We start from the raw sequence: 24,995 nt of genomic DNA on the forward strand, positions 1-24,995 counted from the left end.
ACGATGAGCGAGAATCTTCAACGCATCGGCCAGCAGGTGGCCGCGGCGATATCTCAAAACGGTTCGGAATTTGAGGGCTTTATGCTGCGCTGCGACCCTGGTGAGCCCGGTATGATCTATGTGGCGCTGCGGGGGGCAAAACGCGAGACGGCTGTCGGGGAGCGCCTGGCCGAGAAGCTCGACGCCCTGGTGGGGGCGGAGCTTGCAAAGGAGCAGGACCTGTCGCTGACGCATACCATCCTGATGGGCCGCGGCGACAAAGACCTGCTCCTTCGCGTGGAGATTTCCCGGTCGGGGGCTTGAATTAGCCCGGGCCGTTGCCGGGGTGGTCGAGCTCGGGGCAGTGGGGGATGTTCATGCTGCCGTAGAAGGCGTCTTCGGTCGTCGTAAGGTCCTCGCCGTCGAAGGTGATGCCAGCGTTGACGCGAAACTCCAGGCCGCCTCCCTGCTGGTAGCAGTCTTCGGTGCACATCTCAGGATTGTTCATGTCCAGTCCCAGCAACACGTTGCTGTCGGCATAGGTGCCTCGCCGCATCTCGCCCTTGTGGGTGAGTTCAATGGCGGTGTCGTCGTGGAGCAGGGGACGGCCGTTGCTGGCGTTGAGTTGGAAGGGGCCGATGGTGGCAAAGGGGTCGGTGGGGGCGGCGCCGTCTGACGGGCAGGCCTCATCGCCCTGGTTGCGGGCATAGACCATGAACTCCCAGCCGCCGGAGTCGCTGCTTTCGGGGGGAATCATGCCGTAGGCGACGTTGGACAGGTAGGTGCCTTTGTCGGCCTCTTTGATGCAGAAGAGCTCCTGGCCGTCTTCCCGCAGGCCGCAGCCGCTGCCCTGGTCGCGGTTTTGATTCGTGTCGGGGCCATCGCCTTCGCCGCAGGCGCTGATGGCGAGCAGGGCGGTGGCGGAGAGGGCAAGGAGGGGCAGAGATTTCAACATCATCGCTCCGTGGATGCGATCATCGAAGGTGCGCCGGGCGCAGTGCAAGTAGGAGCGTTCAGTGTGCTCGCTCAGGTGCTGATTGCAACAAAAAACGCCGGCGCCTTCCCTTGATCGGGGGAGGCGCCGGCGTCTTTTCTTCAGGAAGGCTCAGCCCTCAGGGGGCGTCACTCCCAGGTGATGGAGTCGATGACGATTTGTTTGCTCAGGGCGTTTCGCACCTCCAGCACGAACTCCCCGGAGATCCCCAGGTTATCGACGCTCAGCGTGAAGATCTCACCGTCGACATCGAAGGCGGGGCTGGTGGCGACGACGGTGCCATTGACGAGGATCTCGAACTGGCGGTTGCCGCCGCCGGTGAAGGCTTTGCGGTAATCGACGGAGATGGCGTCGACGCCGCCGGGGAGGGTCGCGCGCACATAGGCACCGGAGGATTTGAAGAGGATGCCCTTGCCGTCGATCTCAAAGCCGGACTCGTTTCGCGCCCCGGTGTACTCCCAGGTGATGCCGTTCACGCCGACAAAGGTGCCATCCACATACGAGGAGCCGGAGAGCTCCAGGGTATCAAAGGTCTCGGTGGTGGGACCCGAGCTCGGAGCGAGCTGCCAGGCGCCGATGGTGCAGAGGCCTTCGAAGGGGCGAGCTTCGCCGCGCTGGTCAACGGTGAGCGGGGCGTCGTCGAGGTCCAGGCAGCGGGCCTCGGTGATGGAGAGGTCCGCCTGCGAGGCCTCGACCACCTCGATGGTGCGGGTGAAGCCGCCGTTGTCGGCCAGGGTGCCCAGGGGGCTGGCCAGCGGGCTTGCGGTCAGGCCGATGGTGTCGGTGGCGTCTTCGTCGATGATGGCCAGGTCGGCGGCGCTGATGAAGTTGTCGCCGCCGGAGACGATGGCGCTGGAGGTGGAGACGCGGCCGAGCTGGGCGCCGGCGGTACCGGCGATGGTGTTGCCGGCGAAGACCGAGCGGGAGGTCTTGAGCGAGGAGGTGGCGCTGCCGTCGAGGAGCACCGCCGCGCCGCGCTCCGCATCGTTGCCGGCGAAGGTGGCGAAGTTGAGGGTGGCGTTTCCGGTGGCGCCGACGAGGATGGCGCCGCCGTCGCCTTCGGCCTGGTTGGCGTCGAAGGTGGTGTTCTCCACGTTGAGGACGCTATTCACCGAGATGGCGCCGCCGTCGGGGGCGGTGTTGAGCTCGAAGAGGGCTTGCTTCACGTTGGTCTGCGCCAGGGGGGTACCGGAGACGCCGCCGTTGAAGGGGGCGAAGATGGCGCCGCCGTGGATGGCTGCGCTGTTCGAGGAAAAGCGAGCGTCTTCGATGTTCAGCGCGCCGGCGTTTTGGATGGCGCCGCCGCGCATGGTCGCCTGGTTGTTGGTGAAGATGACGTCGTTGGCCGTGATGCTTCCGGTGGAAGCGTTTGCAATGGCGCCACCGCTGGAGGCGTGGTTGTCGTCAAAATGCACATCGAAGAGGGTCAGGTCGCCCTGGTTGTAGATGGCGCCGCCCTGGTCCGCTCCGGCGCGGGCGCCGCGGATGCTCAGGCTCTGGATGAGGAGCACCGCGTCGGGGTTGGTCACCGAGAAGATGCGCAGCGCACCACCTTCGATCGCGGTGGTGTCGCGGCCGTTGCCGATGATGGAGATGTTACGAGCGAGCGCGATCTGACCGCTGGTGACGTCGATCTGGTCGACGCCCGGGGCGAAGGTGACCACGCTGTCGGCGTTGACGCGGCCGATGACTTCGCGCAGCGAGCCCAGGCCTGCGTCGTCGGTGCGGGTGACCAGCGTGGGCTCAACGGCCTCGACGCTGGCGCTGACGATGTTGGATTCGGGGATGACCACGTCTTGCGCGCCGGTGATGTAGAAGTCGTTGCCCCACTGATCGGTGGGGGCGGACGCAGCGCGCACGCTGTAGGTGCCGGCGGGGACTTCGATGGCCTCGCTCCCCTGGCCACTCAAGGTGCGAGTGGCCGCGACGGCGTCGGCGGCGTCGACGATCTCCAGGGTGTAGCTGCCCTGGTCGCCCAGGTCGTAGGTCAGGTTCAGCGTGGTGGCCGGGGCGACGTAGGTGATCACCGCGGCGGTGTTTTGCTCGCTGATGAGCTCGACGCTGGTGCCGGTGGCGCTGTAGGTGACGCCGCCGACGCTCACATCGGCCGGGGTCAGGGTGTAGTCGCCGGGGACGAGGTCGTCGAGCTGCTCGTCGCCGGTCAGCGTGGTCTCAAAGCCTTCGGGGCCTTCGAGGGTGATGTCGGCGTCGGCGCCCGCGGGCAGGCCTTCGACGACGAGCTCGAAGCTGGCGAGCATCAGGTCGTAGCGAAGTTCGCTGGTCACATCGTCACCGCTGGCCAGCTCCACTTCAATGGGCTCGCCGCGGTAGAGGGCCGGTCCGTCGGTGACGGGCTCGGGGGTGAGATCGTAGGTGCCCGGGGTCAGATCGCTGAAGGTCTCCGAGCCGGTGAGCGGGCCGATGTCTTCGGGGCCGTCGACGGTGATGTTGGCGTCGACGCCCGAGGGAAGCCCGTCCACGATGAGCTCCCAGCGGGCGGTGACGAGCTCAAAGGTGAGGGTGACATCGGTCTGGGTCTCGCTGGCGATGCTCACGGGGACGTCTTCGGCCTCAAAGGTGCGGAGCCCCTCGATGACCGGGTCGGCCACAAGCGTGTAGTCGCCGGGCTGCAGGTCTTCGAGGAGCTCGCCGCCGACGACCGGGGTCTCGGTGCCGCCTTCCGAGCGCAGGGTGAGCACCGGAACGAGGCCTTCTTCCAGGCCCTCCACGCTTACGTTGAGGCTGCCGGGGAGGGCATCACCGCAGATCAGGCGTACGGTCAGGGGGAAGGTGAGGTTTTCGGGGTCGTTGGTGTTGAAGGTGAGATCGGAGGCGAAGTTGCCGCCGCCGGTCTCCGGGCAGCTCGCACGCACGCCGACCTCGGCGCTCTCGCCAGCGTCGACTTCCAGGGAGTCCGGGCTTACGCGCAGGGCGTTGTTCGGCGAGAGGATGTTGACGATGAGGGTCCGGGTGCCGGGGTTCTCGACCTCGATGGTGCCTTCCACCGATTGTCCGGCGGCGGCGTTGAGGGTGAGCTCTTCGGGCACGACGATGACCGGACCTTCGCGGGGCTCGACGTCGGGTTCGGCGTCGGGCTCGTCGGGGTCGGTGTCTCCGGCGTCGGGATCTTCGGCGTCGGGGCCGACGTCGGTGAGATCGCCGGTATCCGGGTCGGCCACCGGGGTGTCGTCTCCGCCGCAGGCGATGCTGAGGCTCAGGATAAGGCTTAAGATGAGGAGCGAGGGGCGAAGCTGCATCGTGCTCTCCTTCCCGAAGGTTAGGGCTGGGTCGAGTGGGGCCGCTCCCGGACGTGGGGCGACGACGCAGCCTCTTTAACAAGTTCGCGCCAGGGATCCAAATGCAGGGGGTGACGAGGGGGTGACAGTGTGCTCTCCGGGCATCGAAATCTACCCTCGACACCGGCGTCGCAGGCCCCCGGCATGATCGGCAGCCCTTGACACCCCGAGCACGTACCCCGGGGCACCGAAACCTGCCCTCGACACCATCTCCATACATGCGCGATCCCCTCCAACGCGCTCTCGACACCCCTGGCCACGTACCCCCCGGGCATTTTCGGCCGCCCTCGACACCTCGAGCCTCTACCCCCGGGGCATCGAAACCTGCCCTCGACCCCCGGAGCACCTACCCCCCGGGTATTTTCGGCCGCCCTCGACACCCCGATCGCTTACCCCCGGGGCGTCGAAACCCGGCCTCGACACCCTGAGCTCTTAGCTCAGCATGCTGCGCGCCGCTCTCGACACCGCCCGGCTGTGCCCCGTCCCGCTCAACGCCGCCCTCGACAGCGTGTCGGCCTACCCCCGGGGCACCGGATCTGGGGGTCGATACCCTTCCCAGATGCCCCCGGGCCGATACATGTCGGCTCTTGAGGGCGCGTCGGAATATGCCCCCCGCGACCACCGGGGCCTGCTGGAGATGATGCGGCCGAGCAGGCGGAAGGCTTGATGAAGCTTGCGCCCGGGCGCTCAGTGTGGCTCTCTTCGAGCATTGCGAAAGAGCACGCCGGGCGCCCGCTGTGGCGGCCCGGCTCCGAGGACAAGGAGCGAGAGATGGCCGAGCGGAATGAGGCGCAGGTAGTGTGGTGGCGGCGGATCTTCGGGATGCGCGCGAGCGTCGATCGCCGACTTTATGTGATGGTGGGGGTGGGGCTGGCGCTCTTGAAGTACGCGCTGGACAGCGCCCTGGTCTACGTGACGAGCGGCGAGCTGTGGAGTCCCTGGGCTTACCTCTCGCCGGCGCTCTTTGTGCGTGCCGGGGCGGTCGACGGGCTGACCAGCCCCACCCTGATGTGGGCCATGGCGCTTTACGCGCTTCCCTTTGCCTGGGTGGGGCTCTCGATGAGTGTGCGTCGCGCGGCCGATGCGGGGCACTCGCCATGGCTGGGGCTGGGGTTTTTGCTGCCGGGCCTCAACATGCTCTTTATCCTCTATCTGGCCAGTCGGCCGAGCCGGGGGAGCTGGGAGCCGGGCAGAAGCGAGGAGGTGGTGCCGGCCGATCTTCGCTCGATCCTGCTCAGCGTGATCTTCGGGGTGGGGCTGACTGCGGCGATGTTCGCGCTCAATATCTTCGGGTTTCAGAGTTACGGCTGGTCGCTCTTCTTTGCGACGCCTTTTGTGATCGGGGTGGTCTGCGCGTACCTGATCAACCGTGAGGCCACGCGTTCGATGAAGACCACGGTGGGGGCGGCCTGGGTATCGGTGCTGGCGAGCTGTGCGGCGATCTTGCTCTTTGCGCTTGAGGGCATCATCTGCCTGGTGATGGCCGCGCCGATTACCCTGATCATGAGCGCGGCGGGCGCGGCGCTGGGGCGCGCGGTGTTGCTGCACAGTCGGCGCGGAAGGGCGGCGGTGGTGGGGCTTGTGCTCTGCCTGCCTTTCTTTTCGGCGGTGGAGCGCTACGCCCCGGAACCCCCGCTGATTGAGGTGGCGACCAGCGTGGAGGTCGACGCCTCACCGATGCAGGTCTGGGATAAAGTCATCCATTTCTCGGAGCTCGCGCCGCCGCCTGCCTGGGTGCAGATGAGCGGGGTGGCCTATCCGATCCGAGCCGAGCTCAAGGGGGAGGGCGTGGGAGCGGTGCGCTACTGCGAGTTCTCGACCGGTCCCTTTGTGGAGCCCATCACCGCCTGGGAGCCGGGCCGCCGCCTGGCCTTCGATGTGCGCGCCCAGCCGGTGCCGATGGAGGAGTGGAGCCCCTACAAGAGCGTGCATCCGCCGCATCTCGATGGTTATCTGCAGTCGAAGCGCGGGGAGTTTCGTCTGATCGACCTGGGCGAGGGGCGCACGCGGCTGGAGGGGAGCACCTGGTATGCGATCGACATGCAGCCGGTGGGGTACTGGCAGTTGTTTGCGAGCGCGTTGATTCAGCAGATTCATTTGAGGGTGCTGCGGCATGTGAAGGCGGAGGCGGAGGGGGCCGCGCAGGTTGCTGACGCAGGGTGAAGGGGCGGTGAGGCGCATAGAACGTGAGTGTTGTGTGTCTCCCGGTTGGTGGCGTTGAGACTCGGCTTCGAGCGCTGTGTTCGCCATGAGCACTGCTGACGTCACGAAAAAAACGCCCCGGGAGATCGCGATCTCCCGGGGCGTTTTCGGTTCAGCAGCAAGCGGCGCGCGCGCTTTCACATAGAGAGGTGAGCGCTCAGCGCGCGGTGTTCTCCCACGCCCCGATCGTGCAGGAGCCGGCGTTGGGGCGAGACTCGCCGCGCTGATCTTCGGTGACCGGGGTGCCGTCGTCGTCGGTGCAGGCGGAGGCGGGAAGTTCCATCGTGTAGTCCAGATCGGGCAGGGTGGCGATGGTGTGGGTGAAGCCGCCATTGTCGGCCAGCTCGCCCAGGGTGCGGGCCAGCACGAGGCCGGGGGTGCCGACGGCGTCGGTAGAGTCAGCGGTGAAGGCGCTGCCGCCGTGTTGGATGTAGTTATAACCCAGCGACGTAATCGGTCGGGTCGCGAGCTGACAGTGGAAGGCGTCGGCTTCGTTGCCCATCACCGCCGAGCTCTTCAGGTAGACCGGCGTGGCGCTGTCGCAGTAGGAGGCGATGGCGTAGCCGAACATCGCAAAGTTGTCGTCAAAGGTGGTGTGCACGAAGTTGGCTTCGCCGTCGTACTGCAACCAGGCACCACCCGGGCTGGAGAAGGAGGTGTTGGAGTAGAAGGTGGTGTTGATGACGAAGGCACCGCGCTGGCTGAAGACGCCGCCGCCACTGCTGCCGGCGAAGTTGCTGTCGAAGAGCGAGCGGGAGATCACCATGTTGCCCGGGGCGTTGTCAGCGTAGCCGAAGAGGGCGCCACCATTGCCGTCGGCGGAGTTCGACTCAAAGAGAGCATCTTCTAAGACGAGGGGGATGTGCGTGTAGATCGCGCCACCGTCGGCGTCGGCGCTGTTGGCGATAAAGCGCACACGGCGCAACACGCTCAGGGGCTCGTCGGTGTTCAGGTAGAGGGCACCGCCATAGCCGCCGGCGCTGTTGTTGGTGAAGTCGACGTCGGACGCGCTGAAATCGCCGTGGGCGTGCACCGCGGCGCCATCGCCTGCGATGGCCGCATCGGAAAGGGTGAGGCCTTCGAGGTGCAATGAGCCGCTGCCGAGCACGGTAAAGATGCGGTCGGAGCCAACCGCGCTCAGGGTGAGCTGGTCGGCGCCGGGGCCCTCGATGGTGATGTCGCCGTCGATGACGAAGGCGGTGGCGGGCTGAATAAGAGAGATGCTCGGGTCAAAGGTGATGACGCTGCCGTCATTGACGCGGCCGAGGACCTCGCGCAGCGTGCCGGGCTCCGCCCCGTTATCACCCGAGCTGATGACGAGCGTGGGTTCAAAGGCGCTGAGCTCCACAGTGGTCGTCATGCCATCGACCACGACGATGCCCTGTCCGTCGCCGAGCAAAGGGTAGGGGTTGCCGAAGGCGTCGGTGCCCAGGTCATTGGAGATGACCGAGAGGGTGTAGACGCCCTCGGGCATCGGGATCTGCGCGGTGCCCTGGCCGCTTAAGGTCTGCTCGGAGGCGGTAGCCCCTTCGCCGAGGCGCACCGTGATGGTGCCGCTGCCGATCAGGTCGTGCATGATTGCGACGGTGCCCATGGCCGCGGCGTAGGTGACCTCGGCCTCGCTCTGCTGGCCGCTGGCGATGGTGATGGGGAGCGTGGTCGGCGTCGGCTCAAAGGTCGAGCCGCCGGTCTGCACCACCTCGAAGTTCAGGGTGTAGTCGCCCGGGAGAAGATCGGTGGTGGTCGCCGAGACGGACTGCTCGGTGGTGGCCGGGGAGGGGCCAATGAGCGTCGCGGCCACGTTGGCGCCGGCCGGAAGTCCAGTGGCGTTGACGACCAGCTCGCCAGCGACCAGCGCGTAGCTCAGCGTGGCGGTCTGGGAGGCGTCGCTGTCCAGGGTGAGGGTGATCGGGGCCGCCTCGTAGATCGCGTCGCCTACCACCACGTCGGCGGGCTCCAGGGTGTAGTCCCCGGGGACCAGATCGCTCAGTGTGGCGTCGCCGTTGAGGGTGTTTTCGTAGCCGGCCGGCCCGCTGATGGTGATCTGAGCGCTCTGCCCGGCGGGAAGGCCGGTGACGACCACGTCGAGCTCGGCCGGGGAGAGGGTGTAGGTGATGGTGGTGGGGTCGTTGGAGCCGCTGGCCAGCGCGGCGGTGCGGATGCCCGCGCTGTAGGTGGCCCCACCGTGGGTCACTTCATCCGGGGTGAGGAGGTAGGCCCCCGGGGTCAGCGCATCGTAGGTGGTCGATGCGCTAAGAACCTCGTTGAAGTCCGGGCCTTCCAGCGCCACGTCGGCGTCGACGCCCGCCGGAAGTCCGGCGATGATCACCTCCCAGGCGGCGGGGATGAGCTCGTAGCTGAGGGTGATGTCGAGGGTCTCATCGGCCTCGATGGTGATGTTCTGCGCCGGCGTCTCAAAGGTGGAGAGGCCGCGGAGGACGCGCTCGGCGATAAGCTCGTAGTCGCCGGCGGGGATGTCTTCGAGCTGGCCGCCTTCGGGGACGGTCAGTGTGGTGTCGCCCACAAGTTCGATGTCGGGCCACTCCGCGTCTTCGGGCAGGCCGTCGAGCGTAAGTACAAGCGTGCCGGAGCCTTCGAGGGGGTCGGTGTCGGCGTCGGGGTCGTCGTCCGCGTCGGCGTCGGGATCATCGTCCGCGTCGGCGTCGGGGTCGTCGTCCGCGTCGGCGTCGGGGTCGTCGCCTGTGTCGGCGTCGGGGTCGAGGTCGGCATCTGCGTCACTGCCGGCGTCGCTCTCGTCGAGGGTCGTGTCGGGCTGGTTGAGGTCGGTGTCGTCGACGTCACCGCCGCAACCGATCATCAGGGAGGCGCAGAGCGCGAAGAGGAGAGTCTGGCGAGTCCAAAACATACGAAGTCTCCATCCAATGAGCAAAATCACATGGCGGACGAGCCGTTTGAACAGGCGGTTCAGGCGCTGGCTCGCCCGAGTGGGTTGGGTGCAAGGGGGACGTGCATAGCAGAGGGGGCGACGAGCATCAAAGCCGACTGATGCAACGTTGTGTCGAGGATGGAGGGGCGGTCGACGATGTGGGGCGCAAAAAAAACGCCCCGGGAGAGCTCCCGGGGCGTTGTCTCGTTCCGAGGAGCCAGCCTCCCCGGAGAACGCGACAACAGGCTTAACGCCAGATGAAGTTATCGATGACGATCTGACCGTCGGAGGGCGAGAGGTTGCGAATCTCGACGGTGTAATCGCCGCTGATGTTGAGGTTGCTGGCCGTAAGCGTGAAGGCGGTATCATCGGCACCGCTAAAGTCGCCAAAGACCGGGCTGGTGGCGACGACGGTGCCATTGATGGCGATGGCGATCTGGCGGGGCGCGTCGCCGGTGAAGGCCTTGCGGTAGTCGACGCTGACCTCGTTGACGGTTCCGGTCCGCCCCACGCTGCGCACGTAGTCGCCGACCTGGCGGAACATCAGCCCCTGACCGGCGATGCTGTAGGAGCCCTCGGAGCGCACGCCGCTGACCTCCCAGCTCAGGCCCACTGAGGTCGTGATGGTGGTCGTGACGTAGCTCGAAGACCCCAGGCCGTGGCCGTGAAAGGGCTCAACGCCTCCGGTGGTGCCGGGCGCTTCGTAGGCACCTATGGTGCAGAAGCCCTCGGTGGGGCGCGGCTCGCCGCGCTGATCCTCGGAGACGTCTGCTCCGCTGATGTCGACGCAGTCGGTCGCCGGGAAGCTCAGAGGGGTGGTGAAGCCAGGGCCGACAGCGAGTGTTTGAGTAAAGCCACCGTTGTCAGCGAGAGGCTGCAGGGGATCAGCGAGCGGTGAGCCGAGGGTGCCAACCTGATCGTTGGGAGCCGGGCTGAAGGCGTTGGGGGCTTCGGTCTCGACGTAGTTGTGTCCCAGCGAGAAGGTGGGGTTGGGGTGGGGAGGATCGCTGAAGCCCTGGCAGCTAAAGAGGGGGCCATCGCCGACCACCACGGAGCTCTTCAGTCGTATCGAGGTGAAGTCGTCGCAGTACGAAGCGATCGCGCTGCCGGTCGGGGCGACGTTATCGGCGAAGGTCATGTGAACCATGGTGGTGTCGCCGTCGTACTGGTAGTAGGCGCCGCCAAAGTCGTTGGGGGCCTCGTTGCCAACAAAGGTGACGTTCATCAGATCGGAGTTGACACCTGTGTAGATCGCACCGCCGGCCCGTGACGCGCTGTTGTGTGCGAAGAGCGAGCGTTCGATCACGGTTGTGCGCGAGCCGGAGAGTGCCTGGTAGATGGCGCCGCCGTGACCATTGGCGTTGTTGTTGGTGAAGCTGGCCTGGTCGATCGTCAGGCTCGCCAGGCTGTTGATTGCACCGCCATTGTTGGTGGCGGAGTTATTCTCAAAGCGCACCCGGGTCATGATGACGCGCGGGTTGATCGAGGTGGTGTCAATGGCACCGCCTCGGCTGGCTCGGTTGTTTGAGAAGACGCTGTCTTCGATGACAATCTCGCTGGTGGCTTCACCGATGGCAATGGCACCACCGGCAGAGTTGGTGTCGGTGAGCTGGTTGTTGTCAAACACCATGTTGCGCAGGCTGAAGGTGCCCAGGTTGTAGATGGCCGCGCCGGTGCCGCCGATGGTGATGTCGGCGATGCGGAAGTCTTCCAGGTGCACATTGGCGCCGGGGCCAAAGGAGAAGAGGCGGTCGCCGCCGGTGGTGCTCACCGTGAGCTGGTCTGCGCCCGGACCCACAAGGGAGACTTCTTTGCCGATGACGATGATCGACTCGGTCATCACTTCGGAAAGACCCTCGGCGAAGGTGATGACGCTGCCGGTGACGACGCGGTTTAAGACTTCACGCAGCGAGCCGCGGCCCTGGTCATCGCCGCGGAGCACCTCGGTGGGGTTCGGGGCGAGCAGGGAGGAGTTGACCTCGGCGCCACTGGTGACGGAGAAGCCGATATCCAGCCCAATCACGTAGTAGGGGTTTCCGTAGGCGTCGGTGCCCAGGCCGTTGCTGGCCTGGGTGAGCTCGTAGCTTCCCGGGGGAAGCTCCACTTCGGCGGCGCCGGTGCCGCTGAGGGTGACGTTCTGGCTAAAGCCCTGTCCGTCGGAGAGGGTCACGGTGAGCGCGCCGCTGGTGGGGAGCTCGTGACTCAGGGTCAGCGTGCCCGGCAGCGCTGCGTAGGTGGTGGAGACGCTGGCGATCTGCTCGCTGGCCACAGTTACCTGGGCGCTGGCTGGCTCGGGGGCGTACGTGTTGGAGCCGTTGCCGACCTGGGCGAAGTTGACGACGTAGCTTCCCGGCGCGAGCTCGGTGAGGGTCTGCGCACCGGTGATCGTGACAGCGGTGGAGGCCGGGGCCGGGCCGACCAGGGTGGCTTCAAGGTCCGCGCCGGCGGGCAGGCCGGTGGCGCTCAGGTTCAGGCTGCCGTTCACAGCGGCATAGGTCACGGTGAAGGTGATCGTCTGGTCGCTGCTCGCTGTGAGCAACTCGTTGCTCTCGGAGCGGTAGATGGTCGAGCCGCTGGTAACGTCGTTGGCCGTCAGCGTGTAGTTGCCCGGGATCTGGTCGACGAGCGTGCCGGCCTGGGTGATGTTCGCCACCGTGCCCTGGGGGTTGGTCAGGGTGAGGTTGGGGTTAACGCCTGCGGGGAGACCTTCGACGACGATCTCGACCTGCGCCGGGACCAGCTCGTAGCTCAGCGTGAGCTCGGTGGTGTCTACGCTGACGACGTCTCCGCTCACCGGGCTGGCGCGGTAGATGTTGATCCCCGATTCGACATCGCTGCCGCTCAGGGTGTAGGTGCCCGGGATGAGGTCTTCGACCGTGTCACCGGGCGCGGCGGTGGCTTCAGAGCCGTCGGGGCCGGTGATCGTGAGCTCGGGCGTAAGTCCGGAGGGGAGGCCCTCGACATTCGCGAGCAGTTCGCCCGGCACAAGCGCGTAGCTCACCGTGACGCTCTCGGCGTCGCCGCTGGAAAGCTCCAGCGTGGAGGCTTCGGCCCGGTACTGAAGGTCGCCATCGCTGACCTCGGCGGGAAGGATGCTGTAGGTGCCCGGCGCGAGATCGGTGAGGGTGGTGGTTTCGCTGAGTTCTTCAGTGCCCTCGTCGCCCACAACTTCGACGAAGGCATCGACGCCCTCGGGAAGCCCTTCGATCACAACTTCCAGGCTGGCGCGGACCAGGGCGAAGTCCAGGGTGGCTTCGGTGGTCTGGTCGGCCTCGATCGTCAGCTCGACCGGGGCGGCCTCATAGGTCGCGAGCTCCACGGTGAAGGGCGCGGCGCTGAGCGTGTAGTCGCCCACCGCGAGGTCTTCGGCCAGGCCGTCTTCGCCGATGGTCAGGTCGCCCTCATCGCCGCTGAGCGTGATCTCGGGCCAGGCGCTGCCTTCGGGCAGCCCTTCCAGGGTGACCGAGAGGTCGCCGAACTCGGGGTCGGGGTCCACGTCCGGATCGGGATCGACATCCGGGTCAGGATCGACGTCGGGATCTTCGGCGTCGGGATCTTCGGCGTCGGGGTCCACATCCGGATCTTCGGCGTCGGGCCCGGCGTCGACATCGGAGACGTCCGGCTCGTCGATCGGAGTGGTGGTGTCATCGCCGCCGCAGCCGATGGCCAGCGAGGCGATGAGGCTCATGGCGAGCAGAGTGCGTATCATCAACATCGAGAGCTCCTGAGGGTGGATCATGGCAGTCAAATAACGATGGCGGCTCCCCCGAGCGGTCATCGCAGAGAGTAAAGTTCGGGCCGGCACGTGTAGCAGAATGTGATGAAAATACCAAAAGGTGCCGAGTGCCCCAGGACGAAGCCAGCGTCGTCGTCAGGGATTCGCGGTAGCGCTGCTACAGCTTCATCCCTGCCTCCTTGCTGGACTTCGCCCTGGATGCGCTCGGGTTCGGGGGCATGCGCAGGACGTGGTGGCTTTTAGCGCCAGCGCAGGTTGTCGACGACCAGCTGCGCGCTGCCGCCGGAGCTTTCCAGGCGCAGGTCAAACGCACCGCTGATGTTCAGATCGCGAAGCTCCAGGGTGTGGATGGTGGCGTCTGCACCGGTGATGCCGCCAAAGGGCTCGGTCTGCCCGACGAGGATGTCGTTGATGTAGACCTCCAGGGTGCGGTTGGTGCCGCTGGTGAAGGCTTTGCGCACGTCGACGATGAGCAGGCCGATGCCGCCGGGGAGGCCGGTGGCTTCGAGGGTGCCGTTGGCCTGCAGCAGGATGCCCTTGCCCTCGATGGGATAGATGTGTTCGTTGCGGGCGCCGGAGTAGTCCCAGGTGATTCCGTCGTTGCCCGTAAACGAGCCGCTTGCGTACTCGGAGCCGCTGAGCGCGTGGTTTTCAAAATCCTCAAAGCCGCCCACGCCGGAGGCCTCCCAGGCGCCGGCGGTGCAGAAGACGCCGTCGGGTCGGGGCTGGCCGCGCTGATCGTCGGTCATGGCTTGATCCCAGGCGTCGACGCAGGCCATCGCGGGCAGGCTCAGCGTGGGGATGGACCCTGGCGAGACGGCGGCGGTGCGGGTGGGGCCGCCGTTGTCGGCCAGCGCGAGCAGCGGGGAGGACAGCGCTGAGGCCAGGCTGAAGGTGTCGGAGTCGGCGGCGACGAAGGAGCCCTCGGAGGTGCGGCCGACGTAGTTGTAGCCCAACGAGGCGACCGGGTTTGCGCCGGCGTCGTTGACGATTTTGAGTTCGTTGAGGTCACTGCCGGTGGGGGCGTTGCCGGCGATGACGCTGGCGCGCAGGCTCATGGGGGTGAGGCTGTCGCCGTAGCTCATGACGCCGGCGCCCTCGGCGGCGCTGTTGTTGGTGACGGTGACAAAGGAGAGGGAGGCCGCGCCGTCGAACTGGTAGTAGGCGCCGCCGCGCTGTGCGGCGCTGTTGTCGACAAAGGTAGTGTTCTCGACCTCGCTGGCGCAGCCGCTGCGCACGGCGCCCCCGTGGGTGCCGGCGGTGTTGCCGGTGAAGAGGGCGCGGCGAAGGGTGATCGGGCCACAGGCCGAGGCGTTCTCCACGAAGATGGCGCCGCCGTCGACGGCGGCGTCGTTGTTCTCAAAATGCGTGTCTTCGACGACGAGGGAGGCCCCGTTGACGAAGATGGCGCCGCCTTCTTCCGAGGCGCTGTTATCGCGCAGGAAGACGCCGGAGAGCAGGGCGTCGTTGCCGCTGCCGGAGAGGGCGATGGCGCCGCCGCGGGCGGCGCTGTTGTTGAGAAGATGCAGGTTGCGAAGCGTCAACGGGGCGTTGGCCGTAATCGCGCCCCCGACCCCGGAGGCGACGACGTCGCGCAGGGTCATGTTCTCCATGCGCACCTCACCCGAGCCGATGATCGAGAAGATGCCCGTGGGCTGCTCGGCCACTAAAATGGTCTGGTCGGGGCCCTGGCCGACGATGCTCAGCGCCTTATTAATCGCGATGGTGCCCTGGTTGATGGTGAGCGGGGCGAGTCCGGGGGAGAAGGTGATCTCGGTGCCGGGGTTGACGGCGGTGATGATGGCGCGGAGTGAGCCGGGTTGGCCGTCGGTGGCGGTGCGAACCACGGCGGGGTTACGTGCGGTGATGGTGGTTGTCACCTCTTGCTCGGAGCTGACCTCCACGGGCACGTCGAGGCCCTCAAAGGCGTAGGGATTGTTCCAGGCGTCGGTCGGAGCGGCGCCGCTCAGGCGCACGCGGTGGTCGCCCGGGGCCAGTGTCAGCGTGGCACCACCGGGCCCGTTGGTCGAGAACTGCCCCACGCGTTGCCCCGTGGCGTCAACCACCTCAAAACTCGCCGCGCTACCGGCCGGAAGCGTCACGTTGACTTCGAGAAAGCCATCGAGCGCTTCGTAGTCGGCCTGGGCTACCGCGCCGGCCTGCGCGCTGACGCTGACTTCGATCGGTGCGGCGCGGTAGATGGCCGGCGGCGCGCTCACATCGGCAAAGCTCAGGGTGTAGTCGCCCGGCTCCAGGTCCGGCAGGGAGGTCGGGGCGCCCAGGGTGGTCTGAAAGCCTCCGGGGCCCGAGACCGTCGTCTCAAAGCTCGCTCCCGCCGGAAGCCCCCGCGCGCTGATAACGAGCTCTCCCAGCGGGAGGGCTTCGCAGCTTAGGGTGACATCGCGCTGGCTAAGGGGAGCCTGCGGGTCGTTGCTCGTGACGGTGATGGCGTAGGTGAAGGAGCCGGCCTCGGTGCAGGCGACCTCCACGCCGATGGTGGCGTCTTGATCGACCGGCAGCTCGGCGCTGGTGGGGGTGAGGCTCAACGCCGGGTCGGACGACGAGAGGGAGAGGGTCAGGGGCTCATCGCCGCGGTTGGCCACCGCGAGCTCCCCGGTGGCGCTTTCGCCGACCGAGGCGCTCAAGTCGAGGTCACCTCCGAGCTCCAGGATGGGGCCGATGGGGACTTCGGCGTCGGGCTCCCCACCGTCCGGCTCCTCGGCGTCGGGCAGCGTGCTGTCGGGGATGTCCGTGTCCGAGAGCTCGGCGTCAGGCGTATCGCCCAGGTCGGCGTCATCGCCGGCGTCGACGTCGGCTGAGGCGTCGGGCTCGGGGAGCTCTTCGAGGGGGGTGGCGTCTCCGGCGCAGGCGGCAAGGAGGCCGGCCAGGGTGAGGATCGTGAGGGTGTTTTGGAGGGTGCTGACGTTCATGGGACCTGCTCTCGCTCGCGACGCGCTGTGGTGGCGGTTAACCGCTTGTTCGAACTGACTTCTCTTGTCTAACAGGCGAGGGGGGACGCGTAAATAAACGAGGTCGGGGCGTTTGGGGGGGCGCGGGTTGAGGTTAGGTGGTTATGTGGTTGTGTGGTTGTGGGGCGTTGGGGTTTGCGGTGTGGGTCGATTCGTGAGGGCGTTGGGTGGGGCGCGGGTTGAGGTTAGGTGGTTGTGTGGTTGTGGGGCGTTGGGGTACGCGGTGTGGGTCGATTCGTGAGGGCGTTTGGGGGTACGCGGGTTGTGGTTGTGGGGCGTTGGGGTACGCGGTGTGGGTCGATGTGTGAGGGCGTTTGAGGGGCGCGGAAGCACTCGTCGCGAGTGGCTTCACTTGAAACAGGGTCGCCGGAGCGCTCGTCGCGAGTGGCTTCACTTGAAACAGGGTCGCCGAAGCGCTCGTCGCGGGTGGCTTCATTTGAAACAGGGTTGCCGGAGCGCTCGTCGCGCGTGGCTTCATTTGAAACAGGGTCGCCGGAGCGCTCGTCGCGAGTGTCTGCGTAAAAGTGGGTGACGTCGAGGGGTTCGACGTGTGTGTTTCAGTGGGGGGAGATGCCGTCGAGGGGTTCGACGTGTGTGTTTCAGTGGGGGGAGATGTCGTCGAGGGGTTCGACGTGTGTGTTTCAGTGGGGGGAGATGCTGACGAGGGGTTCGACGGGTGTGTTTCAGTGGGGGTAGATGCCGTCGAAGGGTTCGATGCGTGTGTTTCAGTGGGGGTAGATGCCGTCGAAGGGTTCGACGTGTGTGTTTCAGTGGGGGGAGATGCCGTCGAAGGGTTCGACGTGTGTGTTTCAATTTGAAAGGGTGCTGACGAGGGGGACGGCGCGTGTGTTTCATTTTAAAAACGTGCCGTCGAAGCGCATGGAGCATGGAGAAAGGGGATCGCGCCGATCTGGCGCGTGTCGGTCTTGCAGTCAGCCTTTGGAACCTGGCGCCCCCCCGAACGCCCTCACGAATCGACCGACATCGCGAACCTGAGCGCCCCACAACCACCCAACCACCCAACCACCCAACCACAACCCGCGCCCCCCCGAACGCCCACACGAATCGACCGACATCGCGACCCCGAGCGCCCCGCGAGCCCCCCCCGAGCCCCCCCTGTCAGCGCTCCACGCGGTGGTTGGAAGCCCGCACCACGGTGAGGTGACCGCGGGTCTCGGAGGCGACCTTTTGAAGATCGACGTCGCGCTCGTAGAGGGGAGCGAGGTCGAAGGTTTGCACCTCGTTAGGGCTCAGCGCGAAGAGGTCGAAGTCGCTTACGACCAGGTCTTTGACCCCGTAGATCTGCCAGGTGGCGGCGTAGCTCGGGGCGACCGGGTCGCTTAAGTCGAAGATCTGCACGCCGTGGTGCTCATCGGCCACGAAGAGGCGCTCACCGAGGACCGCCAGGCCGCGGGGGCGGCTGATGGGCAGGGTGGTGCGCAGGGTCGGGCTGTGGGGTTGGCTCAGGTCGATGACCTCCAGGCGAGAGGTGCAGCGGCTGCGGGGCTGGTCGACGATGATGGTGCGGTAGGCGACGGTGCCCTGGACGACGACCGGGTCGTAGTTGACCGGGCAGAACTGGCGGAACTCGCCAAGGAGGCGCGGGGCGTGGGCGGTGCCGAGCGAGGCGGTCATCACGGCGTCACGGCCGGCGATGAGCAGCAGGTTGTCGTGGCGTTGCAGGGCTTCCGGGCCGTTATCGAGGCCGATGATGTGGCGCAGGCGCGGCTGGCGGGGGTTGGAGACGTCGAAGCTGCTCAACCAGCCTTTTGGGATGTTGCCGGCGGCGCTGAGCACGTAGAGGGTGTTGCCGTAGAGCATCATCTGGCTGAGTGAGCCGGCGCCGCCGGTGCCGCCCTGGGGCATGGGGGTGTTGGCGCGGGTGTCCATCTCCTGGCGAGGGGCGGCGCGGTCGGTGGGGGCGGGGGCGTCCATCTCGGCGGCGGCCATGGGGGCCTCGAAGTCGGCGCGGGAGCGGCGCTGGGGGGCGACGCGACCGATGCCTCCGCGGCCGGTCATCGGGCCGCTGTCTGCGAGCTCATCGACATTCTCACCGAAGGCCTGGCGAGGCATGGGGCGCAGCACCGGGCCGCCGACCTGACGCTCGCAGATGCCGGTGTCGGGGGTTTGTTTGATCTTCTGCACGTAGCAGGAGCCGTCGGGGCGACACGCCACCCCGGGGTGGGTGGAGACGGTGGGCGGCGCGCCGCAGTCGGCGAACTGAAGTTTGCCCTGGCGCATCAGCCGGTACTGGTCGAAGGAGGGCGGCGTGGCCGGCAGGTTGTGCAGGTAGGCGGGGGCGTGGCTGACGTGGGGGAGCGCGCCGACCAGGCGGCGAACTTCGCGGGGATCGTCGCGGTCGGAGATGTCGAGGATCACCAGATCGCGGGCGCCGCCGACCTCCGAGGCGTCTTCGATCACGGCGTGGTTGGCGTCGATGACGAAGAAGTCTTTGGAGCCGGTGTGGTTGGAGCTGCCTTCGACTTCAAAGGCGTAGCGGCGCGCAATGCTCAGCGCGACCAGCCCTTCTTCGGCGCTGGTCAGGAACATGCGTTTGTTGTCGCGGTCGACGAAGATGCGCTGGAGCTCACCGCGGACGCGCGCCGGCTCGGCGGAGAGGTTGGGGGCGAGCTCTTCGACCTGGGCGGAGGTCAGCTCGATGGTGCGGTCGTTGAAGTCGACGGGGTTGCGGCGCACGAAGCGAGCTGCCTCGGGGGTGCCGCGCAGATCGTGGCCGCGGGCGATGAGCCAGGCCTGATACTGGGCCTCAAGCTGGGGGACGTGTTGGGGGTGGGCGCCGAGCCATTCGGCGGCCAGGGGTTGCACGCAGCTGTAGTACTCTTCAAACGCGACCTGCACCGAGCGGGCGGCGTCGGTGGGGACTTCGCAGACGAAGCGGGCCTGCATGGGGGGCTTCGGTTCGGCGGGCCGGGGGGTGGGGCGAGGCATGGGGCGGACGGGAGGGCTCGTCGCAGTGGCCGGGGCGCTGATGAGCAGACCCAGCGCGCCGAGGGTGGCGGCGGCCAGCATCAGGACGGTCAGGGGGCGGCGCGTCGGGCGCGGTGCGGAGGTCGGGGAGGCGTTGGTGTGCATGGGAAGCTCCGTAAGTTAGGACGCCGGGGGCGGCGCGAGACGGGTTACAGGTCTTCAAACGGAGCGCTGCGGGTTTGGATCTAAAGTTCTTGAAAACGGGCAAAAAAAATCCCGCGCCGGCGCTCATCAAAGAGCGGCGCGGCGCGGGAGAAGGCCCGCTATCTGGCGGGCGGTAGGGCGACGAGCCCTAATTCATGGTCGTGCGGTCGAGCTTTTTCTTGATCGTTTCTTTGGAGTCACCGAAGCGCTCCTGAATGATGCCGTAGAGCTTATCGGCGGAGCCTTCCGCCTTCTTGACGTCATCGTCGGTGAGCTCACCCCAGATGCGTTTGGCTTTCCCTTTGAGTTGCTCGAAGTTTCCCTGTGCCTGGTCGCGGTTCATCGCTACTCCTCAATGCGTGGTGTATGTCAATGTCGCACCGAGGAACCTTTACGCAGAGCCGCATCTTTCAAGGGTTACGCTTTGTGAACGCCCTTAACGCTGGGGCGTGCTGGCCGATCCGTACCAGCGTTTGGAGTCGCCGAAGTCGTGGATCAGCTCGGCGCTGCCATCGTTCGGGTTGATCTCCAAAAGCTCGCCGGAGCTGGTGATGCCAAAGAGCTTGCTCCAGCCGGCGGTCAGCCCGTAGATGCGGCTAAAGCCGGTGGGCCCGCGGTTGATGGCGTCGCCGGTGGTGCGGTCGATCTCCACGAGGTGGTCCTGCTCTTCCTCGTGTTTGGAGGTCATGTAGAAGGTGTTCTGCTTGTTGACCACGCAGTCGCCGCTGGAGATGTAGGTGGTGTCGCCGGTGACGGTGATCTCTTCGGGGCTGAGGATGAGGTCTTCGAACTCACGCTCGTCGAAGCCGTGCTCGTCGAGGATGGCTTCGATCTCGGCCAGGTCGAACTTGAGGAAGCTGTTCTCGGCGGTGACGTACGCGGTGCCAAATCCGTCGATGGCCAGGCCGTTGGGCTCGCCGATGTCGGCCCCGCCCATCCAGGCCACGCGAATCCAGACGTTTTCGGCGTCGTGGAAGGCGTAGAGATCGTTGCGGGTGACCCCGAAGAGCACCCCGTTGGGGTGGGTGTCGATGTCGAGCAGTCGCACCAGGTCGCCGTCCCAGTCGATCAGGTCGGACTCGCGGTCGGCGGTGCCATTGAAGGGGTTGATGGAGTAGAGGCCGTCGGAGGTGTGGGCGTAGAAGGAGCAGCTGACGCCTTCATCGACGATGTTGTCGCAGGTGTTGTCTTTGCCGTCGCAGATCTCGATGGCGCCGGGGTAGGTGTTGGGGTCGTTATCGTCGCAGTCGGCGCCGCCACAGGCGTAGCTGAGGACGCCGTCGTTGTCGGCGTCGCACTCCGGACCGGGGGTATCGGGCTCATCGTCGACGTCGGGCTCATCGTCGACATCGGGCTCGATGTCGGTGTCGGTGTCGTCGCCGGCGTCGGGCTCATCGCCGCCGTCTCGCGGAACGCAGAGGTTGGCCTGCTGGTCCAGAAGTTCGTCGGCGGAGCAGGTCGGGGTGGTGCCGGCGGTGCCGTCATCGCCGCAGCCGACAAGAAGCGCCGAGGTCAGAAGGAGGAGGGCGAGGAGGGGGGCCAGGGAGGAGCGCATCATCGGGGGCCTCTGAGGGGTGTTCGTCGCAACCGAAGGTTTTGGCCGGGGGCCAACGGCGCGGAAGCTAGCAGGTGATGTAGGGAAAAGAAAGCGTTGGCGGGATTTAGGTGCGATGTCACCGAGTTGTGACGTGGAGCAGCGTCGATTCGCTCAACGCGCCGTGCCAGCGCGTTGAGCGAAGAACCGAAAGGGTCGAGAGGTAAGGGGCTGTGTTTAGCTTTGCCCTCAGGCTTATGAGCGACGACGCATTCCAACCCCCTACGACACACGAGGACGCGATGGCCGACCTACGTCAGATGATCAAAGCTCACCCCCTGACCCCACCGCTGGAGGCCGATCTTCTGGCCACCACCCTCAATGAGGTGAGGATGTGCGCGCAGTTCTGCGTGCTCTGCGCCGACGCCTGCCTGGCCGAGGACAAGGTCGAGGCGATGCGCGAGTGCATACGCCGCTGTCTGGCCTGCGCCGAGAGCTGTGAGGCGACCGCCCACCAGCTGGTGCGTTACGATGAGCGCGATCGCACGATCCTCTACTCCCAGCTGCAGGCCAGCGCCGTGGCCACCCGCGTCTGCGCCGAGGAGTGCGAGCGCCACGCCGAGGCGATGGAGCATTGCCGCATCTGCGCGCAGGCCTGCCGCAACACCCTGGAGGCCTTTCATGAGGCCATCGACGCGCTGGCCTGAGTCGCGCGACTGACGTCAGGCGTGCGACGCCTCCGACGCTCCGCCTGGAGTGAGCCCGGAGGCGCGTCGCTTCGGCACGTCCATGGCTACGCCGTGATACGACGACAGGTACGGGGGAATGACCCGAGGATTTCGAGTCGCTCGAAATGCGGTGGTGCCCGCGTATCGTTTCTGCAAGCAGACGCGCAGCTTGTGCGCGTCATTTTTGAATGGAGCGTTCCATGATGCGATCTTTTCCCACCTCTCGGACACCCGGATCTTCCACAACCCGCCGCGCCCACCGACCCGCCCTGCTCGCCAGCCTCGTCCTTACACTCGCCGCCACCCTCTGCGCCTGCGCCTCCACGTCGGCGCCGGCCGCCAGCGAGAGGGCGCAGGAGGCGACGCCATCGAATCCCCAAAAAACCGCCGACCCGCCGGCGTTGCGCCCCGCCCCCACCGCGCCGGCACGTACCTATGAGGTTGTGATCCCCACCGAGGCGCGCCGACTCTTTGAAGCCCCCTGGGTCAACGAAGAGGAGACGCTGCGCCAGGCCAAGGCCCAGCATGGCGACTTCACTCGCCTGGCCTTCGATGTGATCTACGGCCCGATGGGGCCCTATGACGAGGCGCTGCTCTTTATCTTTGAGCCGGAGCGATTCGAGGGCTTTCGCACCTTCATCCTCGGCCACGGCCCCCGCGGCTGGGAGGGCCACTACGTCGCACGGCTGGGGCCCTGGGAATCCTCCCAGATGCTCGCCGTGATCTTCGAGGAGGTCGGCGAAGCGCGCCTGCCGGCCCCGATCTTCACCGCCACCTACCTGCACGACAGGCCGGCGGAGCAGACCGAAGCGCGCCGCTCCCCGGAGTTTCCCTACACGAGCGTGGTGGTTTGGGATGGGGAGTCTTTTGCGATCGATGAGGCGCTCGAGGAGCGCTTGAAGGGGAGGTATGAGGTGGGGACGATTCGGGAGGGGTTGAGGGGGGAGTGAGGGGCGTGTGGTTGGGTGGTTATGAGGTTAGGTGGTTGCGGGGCGTGGGGGGTTGCGCTGTGGGGAGGTTCGTGAGGGCGTGGGGGGGAGCGCCGTGTGGTTGGGTGGTTATGAGGTAAGGTGGTTGTGGGCCGCCGGGGTTTGCGCTGTGGGGAGGTTCGTGAGGGCGTTGGGGGGAGCGCTCAGGGAGTGGGGGGCGATTCGGGGCAGCGTGAGCGAGGTTTTGAACACGTAGAAGTCGGCTGGTAGGGTTGGTGGCTTGCATTGTTGCGCGGCGGTCTGTCGAGTGAGGTGCGTGCTTCATGTTTAAACAGGCTTCTGAAGGACATCGAATGCCTCCATGGCGGGTCAAACTCGGCACATGCATTGCTGCGACACTCAAGGTCGCGGACCGGTGGGGCCTGGCCGCACGTGGTGGGCGTATGGGTATGATGGGGTGGGGCAGCGGGTACAAAAAGTCTCGATTCGCGGCGGGGTGGCGCATGCGACGGTGTATGCGGACGGGATCTTTGAGCACCATCAGATCCTCGATGGGACATCGGCGCCGGCGCAGGCCAACGAGCTGCACGTGATGGACGATGCATCAAAGGTGGCGAGCTGGCGTGTGGGGCCGGATATTTTCAACGCGCAGAAGCCGGCGGTGCGCTATGAGCTGGGCGACCACCTGGGCTCGTCGAGCGTGGTGGTCAGCGAGACGGGCGGGCTTATCAGCCGGGAGGAGTATCGGCCTTATGGGGAGTCGTCGTTCGGGTCGTATGCGAAGAAGCGTTTTCGTTTTACGGGAAAGGAGCGCGACGAAGAATCCGGCCTCTACTACCACGGCGCGCGCTACTTCTCGCCGTGGCTCTGCCGNTGGACAGCGCCGGACCCGGCGGGGATGGTGGATGGGGTGAATGTGTATGCGTATGTGCGGGGGAATCCGGTGCGGTTGGTGGATCCGGGGGGGATGCAGGGGGAGGAGAACTCACCAAATGAAGCTGACACTATTTTGGTAGAGGATGTGGGAGGCGAACATCGAACTGCATTTGGACTATCTATTGGGCAGGATTTCGATTCATATCCTGAACAAGTTACATTTCCTGTTCCATATTTAGAGGCGTTGCTAAGTATTGAAAGTGACAACAGATTAAGCGTATTGAGCCGTGACGGTAAAACAGAGTTTCGAACGGAAATGGAACGCGCGGGGTTTATAACAGTTGATGGGGTGGTATCTTTCGGAAAACAAAAGTCTCTTGAATGGGCCAAAACACGTGTGGGAAGCGTACGCGAAGCGGTGAGATACTTACCAGTTGCTTCACCAACGATGGATAGAATGATGGGTGATTTGAGAGATCCGCCACAACTAAATGACATAATCGCTACATTCCATACTCACCCTNGCTATGATGTAGACTTTCCATATCCCGATGGGGGTGATTATAGAGCGGCGTTTCAAGAGGCTTCTGTACCTTCTCTAGTGCTTAGAAGGAGTGAGGGCCTGGCCACTCTGTATAGGTATATTCCAACTGAAGAAACAACAGAGCAGATGCTCACTCAGGCTGAGAATTTAGCCAGTCTTTTCACTAATACGTTCCGAGAGCTTCATTGGAGCCATCAAGAACTTTTTATCAATGATTTTCGTAGAGATAGATCGCACGCTATCGCGCGAACTGCAAGATTTAGCCTCTATAGCTGGGAGGGGCAGGTCTCGGAGTTGACAAGTGTGAGCTCAATAATAATGCGTAAGGTTGAGTAATGTTCTATAAAGGTCTAAGATTTTTTTTTCATTTGTCTATTTTGGAGTATGTTGATGGGTTGCCTTGAGATAGGTAGGTCACTAGATGGGACAAAGGATGGGTTGGTTTTAAATGGTGCTTTTGATAAATGTTTGGAGCTAAGCGCTTTTCCTATAAAGCAAAATAATGATTTTCATCTTGTTTTAGGTCTTNTCCATAAGGATAAGGTGTTTGCTGATTATGTGTTTGGAAAGCCTTTTGATTCAATAGGTAATGAGTTGGTGGGCCATAAAACATACTACTCACCTGAATGGGACTCTCGATGTGTTAGTGATTGTGGTTTCGCTGTTGAAGATTATTTTAGTGAAGTAATTGTTTTCTTTGCCGGAGAACTTATTGATGGTCTTGTTTTTACAGTGGGTGACGTCGATGATTTATATTCTTTTTACCATAGTTATTTTGCGAGCGATGGAGGTCTTGATATAGTTTTTGTTTCAGAAAGAGACTATTTTGGTTATTACGTGGTGGAGTGGATATCTAAAAAGAAGGATATTGTTTTGCGTTTGGAGTTGACAGGTAGAAGAGGGGAGTTGGGGCGATTGCGTGTTTTTCATTTGTCTTCAACTTCGCGAGGTGTTGTGTCGCGCGAGCGGTTTACTTGTATAGAGCTTGTGCAGAGTTATCTCACCGTGTTTAGCCCATATTCAACAGCACGATGTCCGTCTAGCGGTGTGAGAATTTGAATGTTGTTAAGTTGCTTTCAGTTAAAGTCTTTTGTAAGATTATGATGGAGTGGAGTTAACTTTAATAGCGGTGGAACCAACTGTTTGAGACGATGCGGTCGATTGAGAGTCGGGGGACGGGGTTGGGCAT

General features: G+C 64.8%; 13 protein-coding genes. 5 read left to right on the plus strand and 8 right to left on the minus strand.

The features are described 5' to 3' along the window. Positions 1–3 precede the first annotated feature (3 nt). Positions 4–303: a hypothetical protein gene (locus FRC96_RS00055; protein ID WP_146972001.1), complete on the plus strand. Its 300-nt coding sequence runs from the start codon at positions 4–6 to the stop codon at positions 301–303. 1 nt (position 304) lies between these two features. Here the strand turns inward: FRC96_RS00055 and FRC96_RS00060 are convergent, their stop codons facing one another. Both FRC96_RS00060 and FRC96_RS00065 read right to left on the minus strand, forming a co-directional pair. Beyond that, on the minus strand, positions 305–934 hold the full coding sequence (locus FRC96_RS00060) for a hypothetical protein (protein ID WP_146972002.1): 630 nt from the start codon (positions 932–934) through the stop codon (positions 305–307). A 167-nt stretch (positions 935–1,101) separates the two neighbouring features. Beyond that, on the minus strand, positions 1,102–4,230 hold the full coding sequence (locus tag FRC96_RS00065; protein ID WP_146972003.1) for a choice-of-anchor Q domain-containing protein: 3,129 nt from the start codon (positions 4,228–4,230) through the stop codon (positions 1,102–1,104). An 810-nt stretch (positions 4,231–5,040) separates the two neighbouring features. On the opposite strand from FRC96_RS00065, the gene FRC96_RS00070 reads away from it, so the two are divergent. Continuing rightward, positions 5,041–6,432 carry an SRPBCC family protein gene (locus FRC96_RS00070; RefSeq protein WP_230469675.1) on the plus strand — a complete coding sequence of 464 codons (1,392 nt, stop codon included), beginning with the start codon at positions 5,041–5,043 and terminating at the stop codon, positions 6,430–6,432. A 196-nt stretch (positions 6,433–6,628) separates the two neighbouring features. Here FRC96_RS00070 and FRC96_RS00075 read toward each other — a convergent pair whose 3' ends face one another. The 6 genes from FRC96_RS00075 to FRC96_RS00100 all read right to left on the minus strand — a co-directional run bounded on the left by FRC96_RS00075 (position 6,629) and on the right by FRC96_RS00100 (position 20,753). Next, positions 6,629–9,337, minus strand: coding sequence for a choice-of-anchor Q domain-containing protein (locus FRC96_RS00075; protein WP_146972005.1), 2,709 nt, complete (start codon positions 9,335–9,337; stop codon positions 6,629–6,631). A 268-nt stretch (positions 9,338–9,605) separates the two neighbouring features. Next, positions 9,606–13,073 carry a choice-of-anchor Q domain-containing protein gene (locus tag FRC96_RS00080; protein WP_146972006.1) on the minus strand — a complete coding sequence of 1,156 codons (3,468 nt, stop codon included), beginning with the start codon at positions 13,071–13,073 and terminating at the stop codon, positions 9,606–9,608. A gap of 260 nt (positions 13,074–13,333) precedes the next feature. After that, positions 13,334–16,024, minus strand: coding sequence for an Ig-like domain-containing protein (locus tag FRC96_RS00085; RefSeq protein WP_146972007.1), 2,691 nt, complete (start codon positions 16,022–16,024; stop codon positions 13,334–13,336). A gap of 1,158 nt (positions 16,025–17,182) precedes the next feature. Continuing rightward, complete coding sequence (locus tag FRC96_RS00090; RefSeq protein WP_146972008.1) at positions 17,183–19,156, minus strand: LVIVD repeat-containing protein; 1,974 nt, start codon at positions 19,154–19,156, stop codon at positions 17,183–17,185. 187 nt (positions 19,157–19,343) lie between these two features. After that, entirely contained in the window at positions 19,344–19,538 is a 195-nt protein-coding gene (locus FRC96_RS00095; protein WP_146972009.1) for a CsbD family protein, read from the minus strand. A 93-nt stretch (positions 19,539–19,631) separates the two neighbouring features. Then, the gene (locus tag FRC96_RS00100; RefSeq protein ID WP_146972010.1) at positions 19,632–20,753 is read right to left on the minus strand and encodes a putative metal-binding motif-containing protein; all 1,122 of its coding nucleotides are present in this window, start codon (positions 20,751–20,753) and stop codon (positions 19,632–19,634) included. 278 nt (positions 20,754–21,031) lie between these two features. On the opposite strand from FRC96_RS00100, the gene FRC96_RS00105 reads away from it, so the two are divergent. The 3 genes from FRC96_RS00105 (at position 21,032) to FRC96_RS00115 (ending at position 24,142) form a co-directional block, all read left to right on the plus strand. Further along, the gene (locus FRC96_RS00105; RefSeq protein ID WP_146972011.1) at positions 21,032–21,436 is read left to right on the plus strand and encodes a four-helix bundle copper-binding protein; all 405 of its coding nucleotides are present in this window, start codon (positions 21,032–21,034) and stop codon (positions 21,434–21,436) included. Between the two features lie 221 nt (positions 21,437–21,657). Next, positions 21,658–22,407, plus strand: a complete 750-nt coding sequence (locus FRC96_RS00110; RefSeq protein WP_146972012.1) for a hypothetical protein — start codon at positions 21,658–21,660, stop codon at positions 22,405–22,407. A 571-nt stretch (positions 22,408–22,978) separates the two neighbouring features. Further along, positions 22,979–24,142, plus strand: a complete 1,164-nt coding sequence (locus FRC96_RS00115; protein WP_230469676.1) for an RHS repeat-associated core domain-containing protein — start codon at positions 22,979–22,981, stop codon at positions 24,140–24,142. The last annotated feature ends 853 nt before the right edge of the window (positions 24,143–24,995 follow it).

The organism is Lujinxingia vulgaris, assembly GCF_007997005.1.
GTDB lineage: Bacteria > Myxococcota_A > Bradymonadia > Bradymonadales > Bradymonadaceae > Lujinxingia.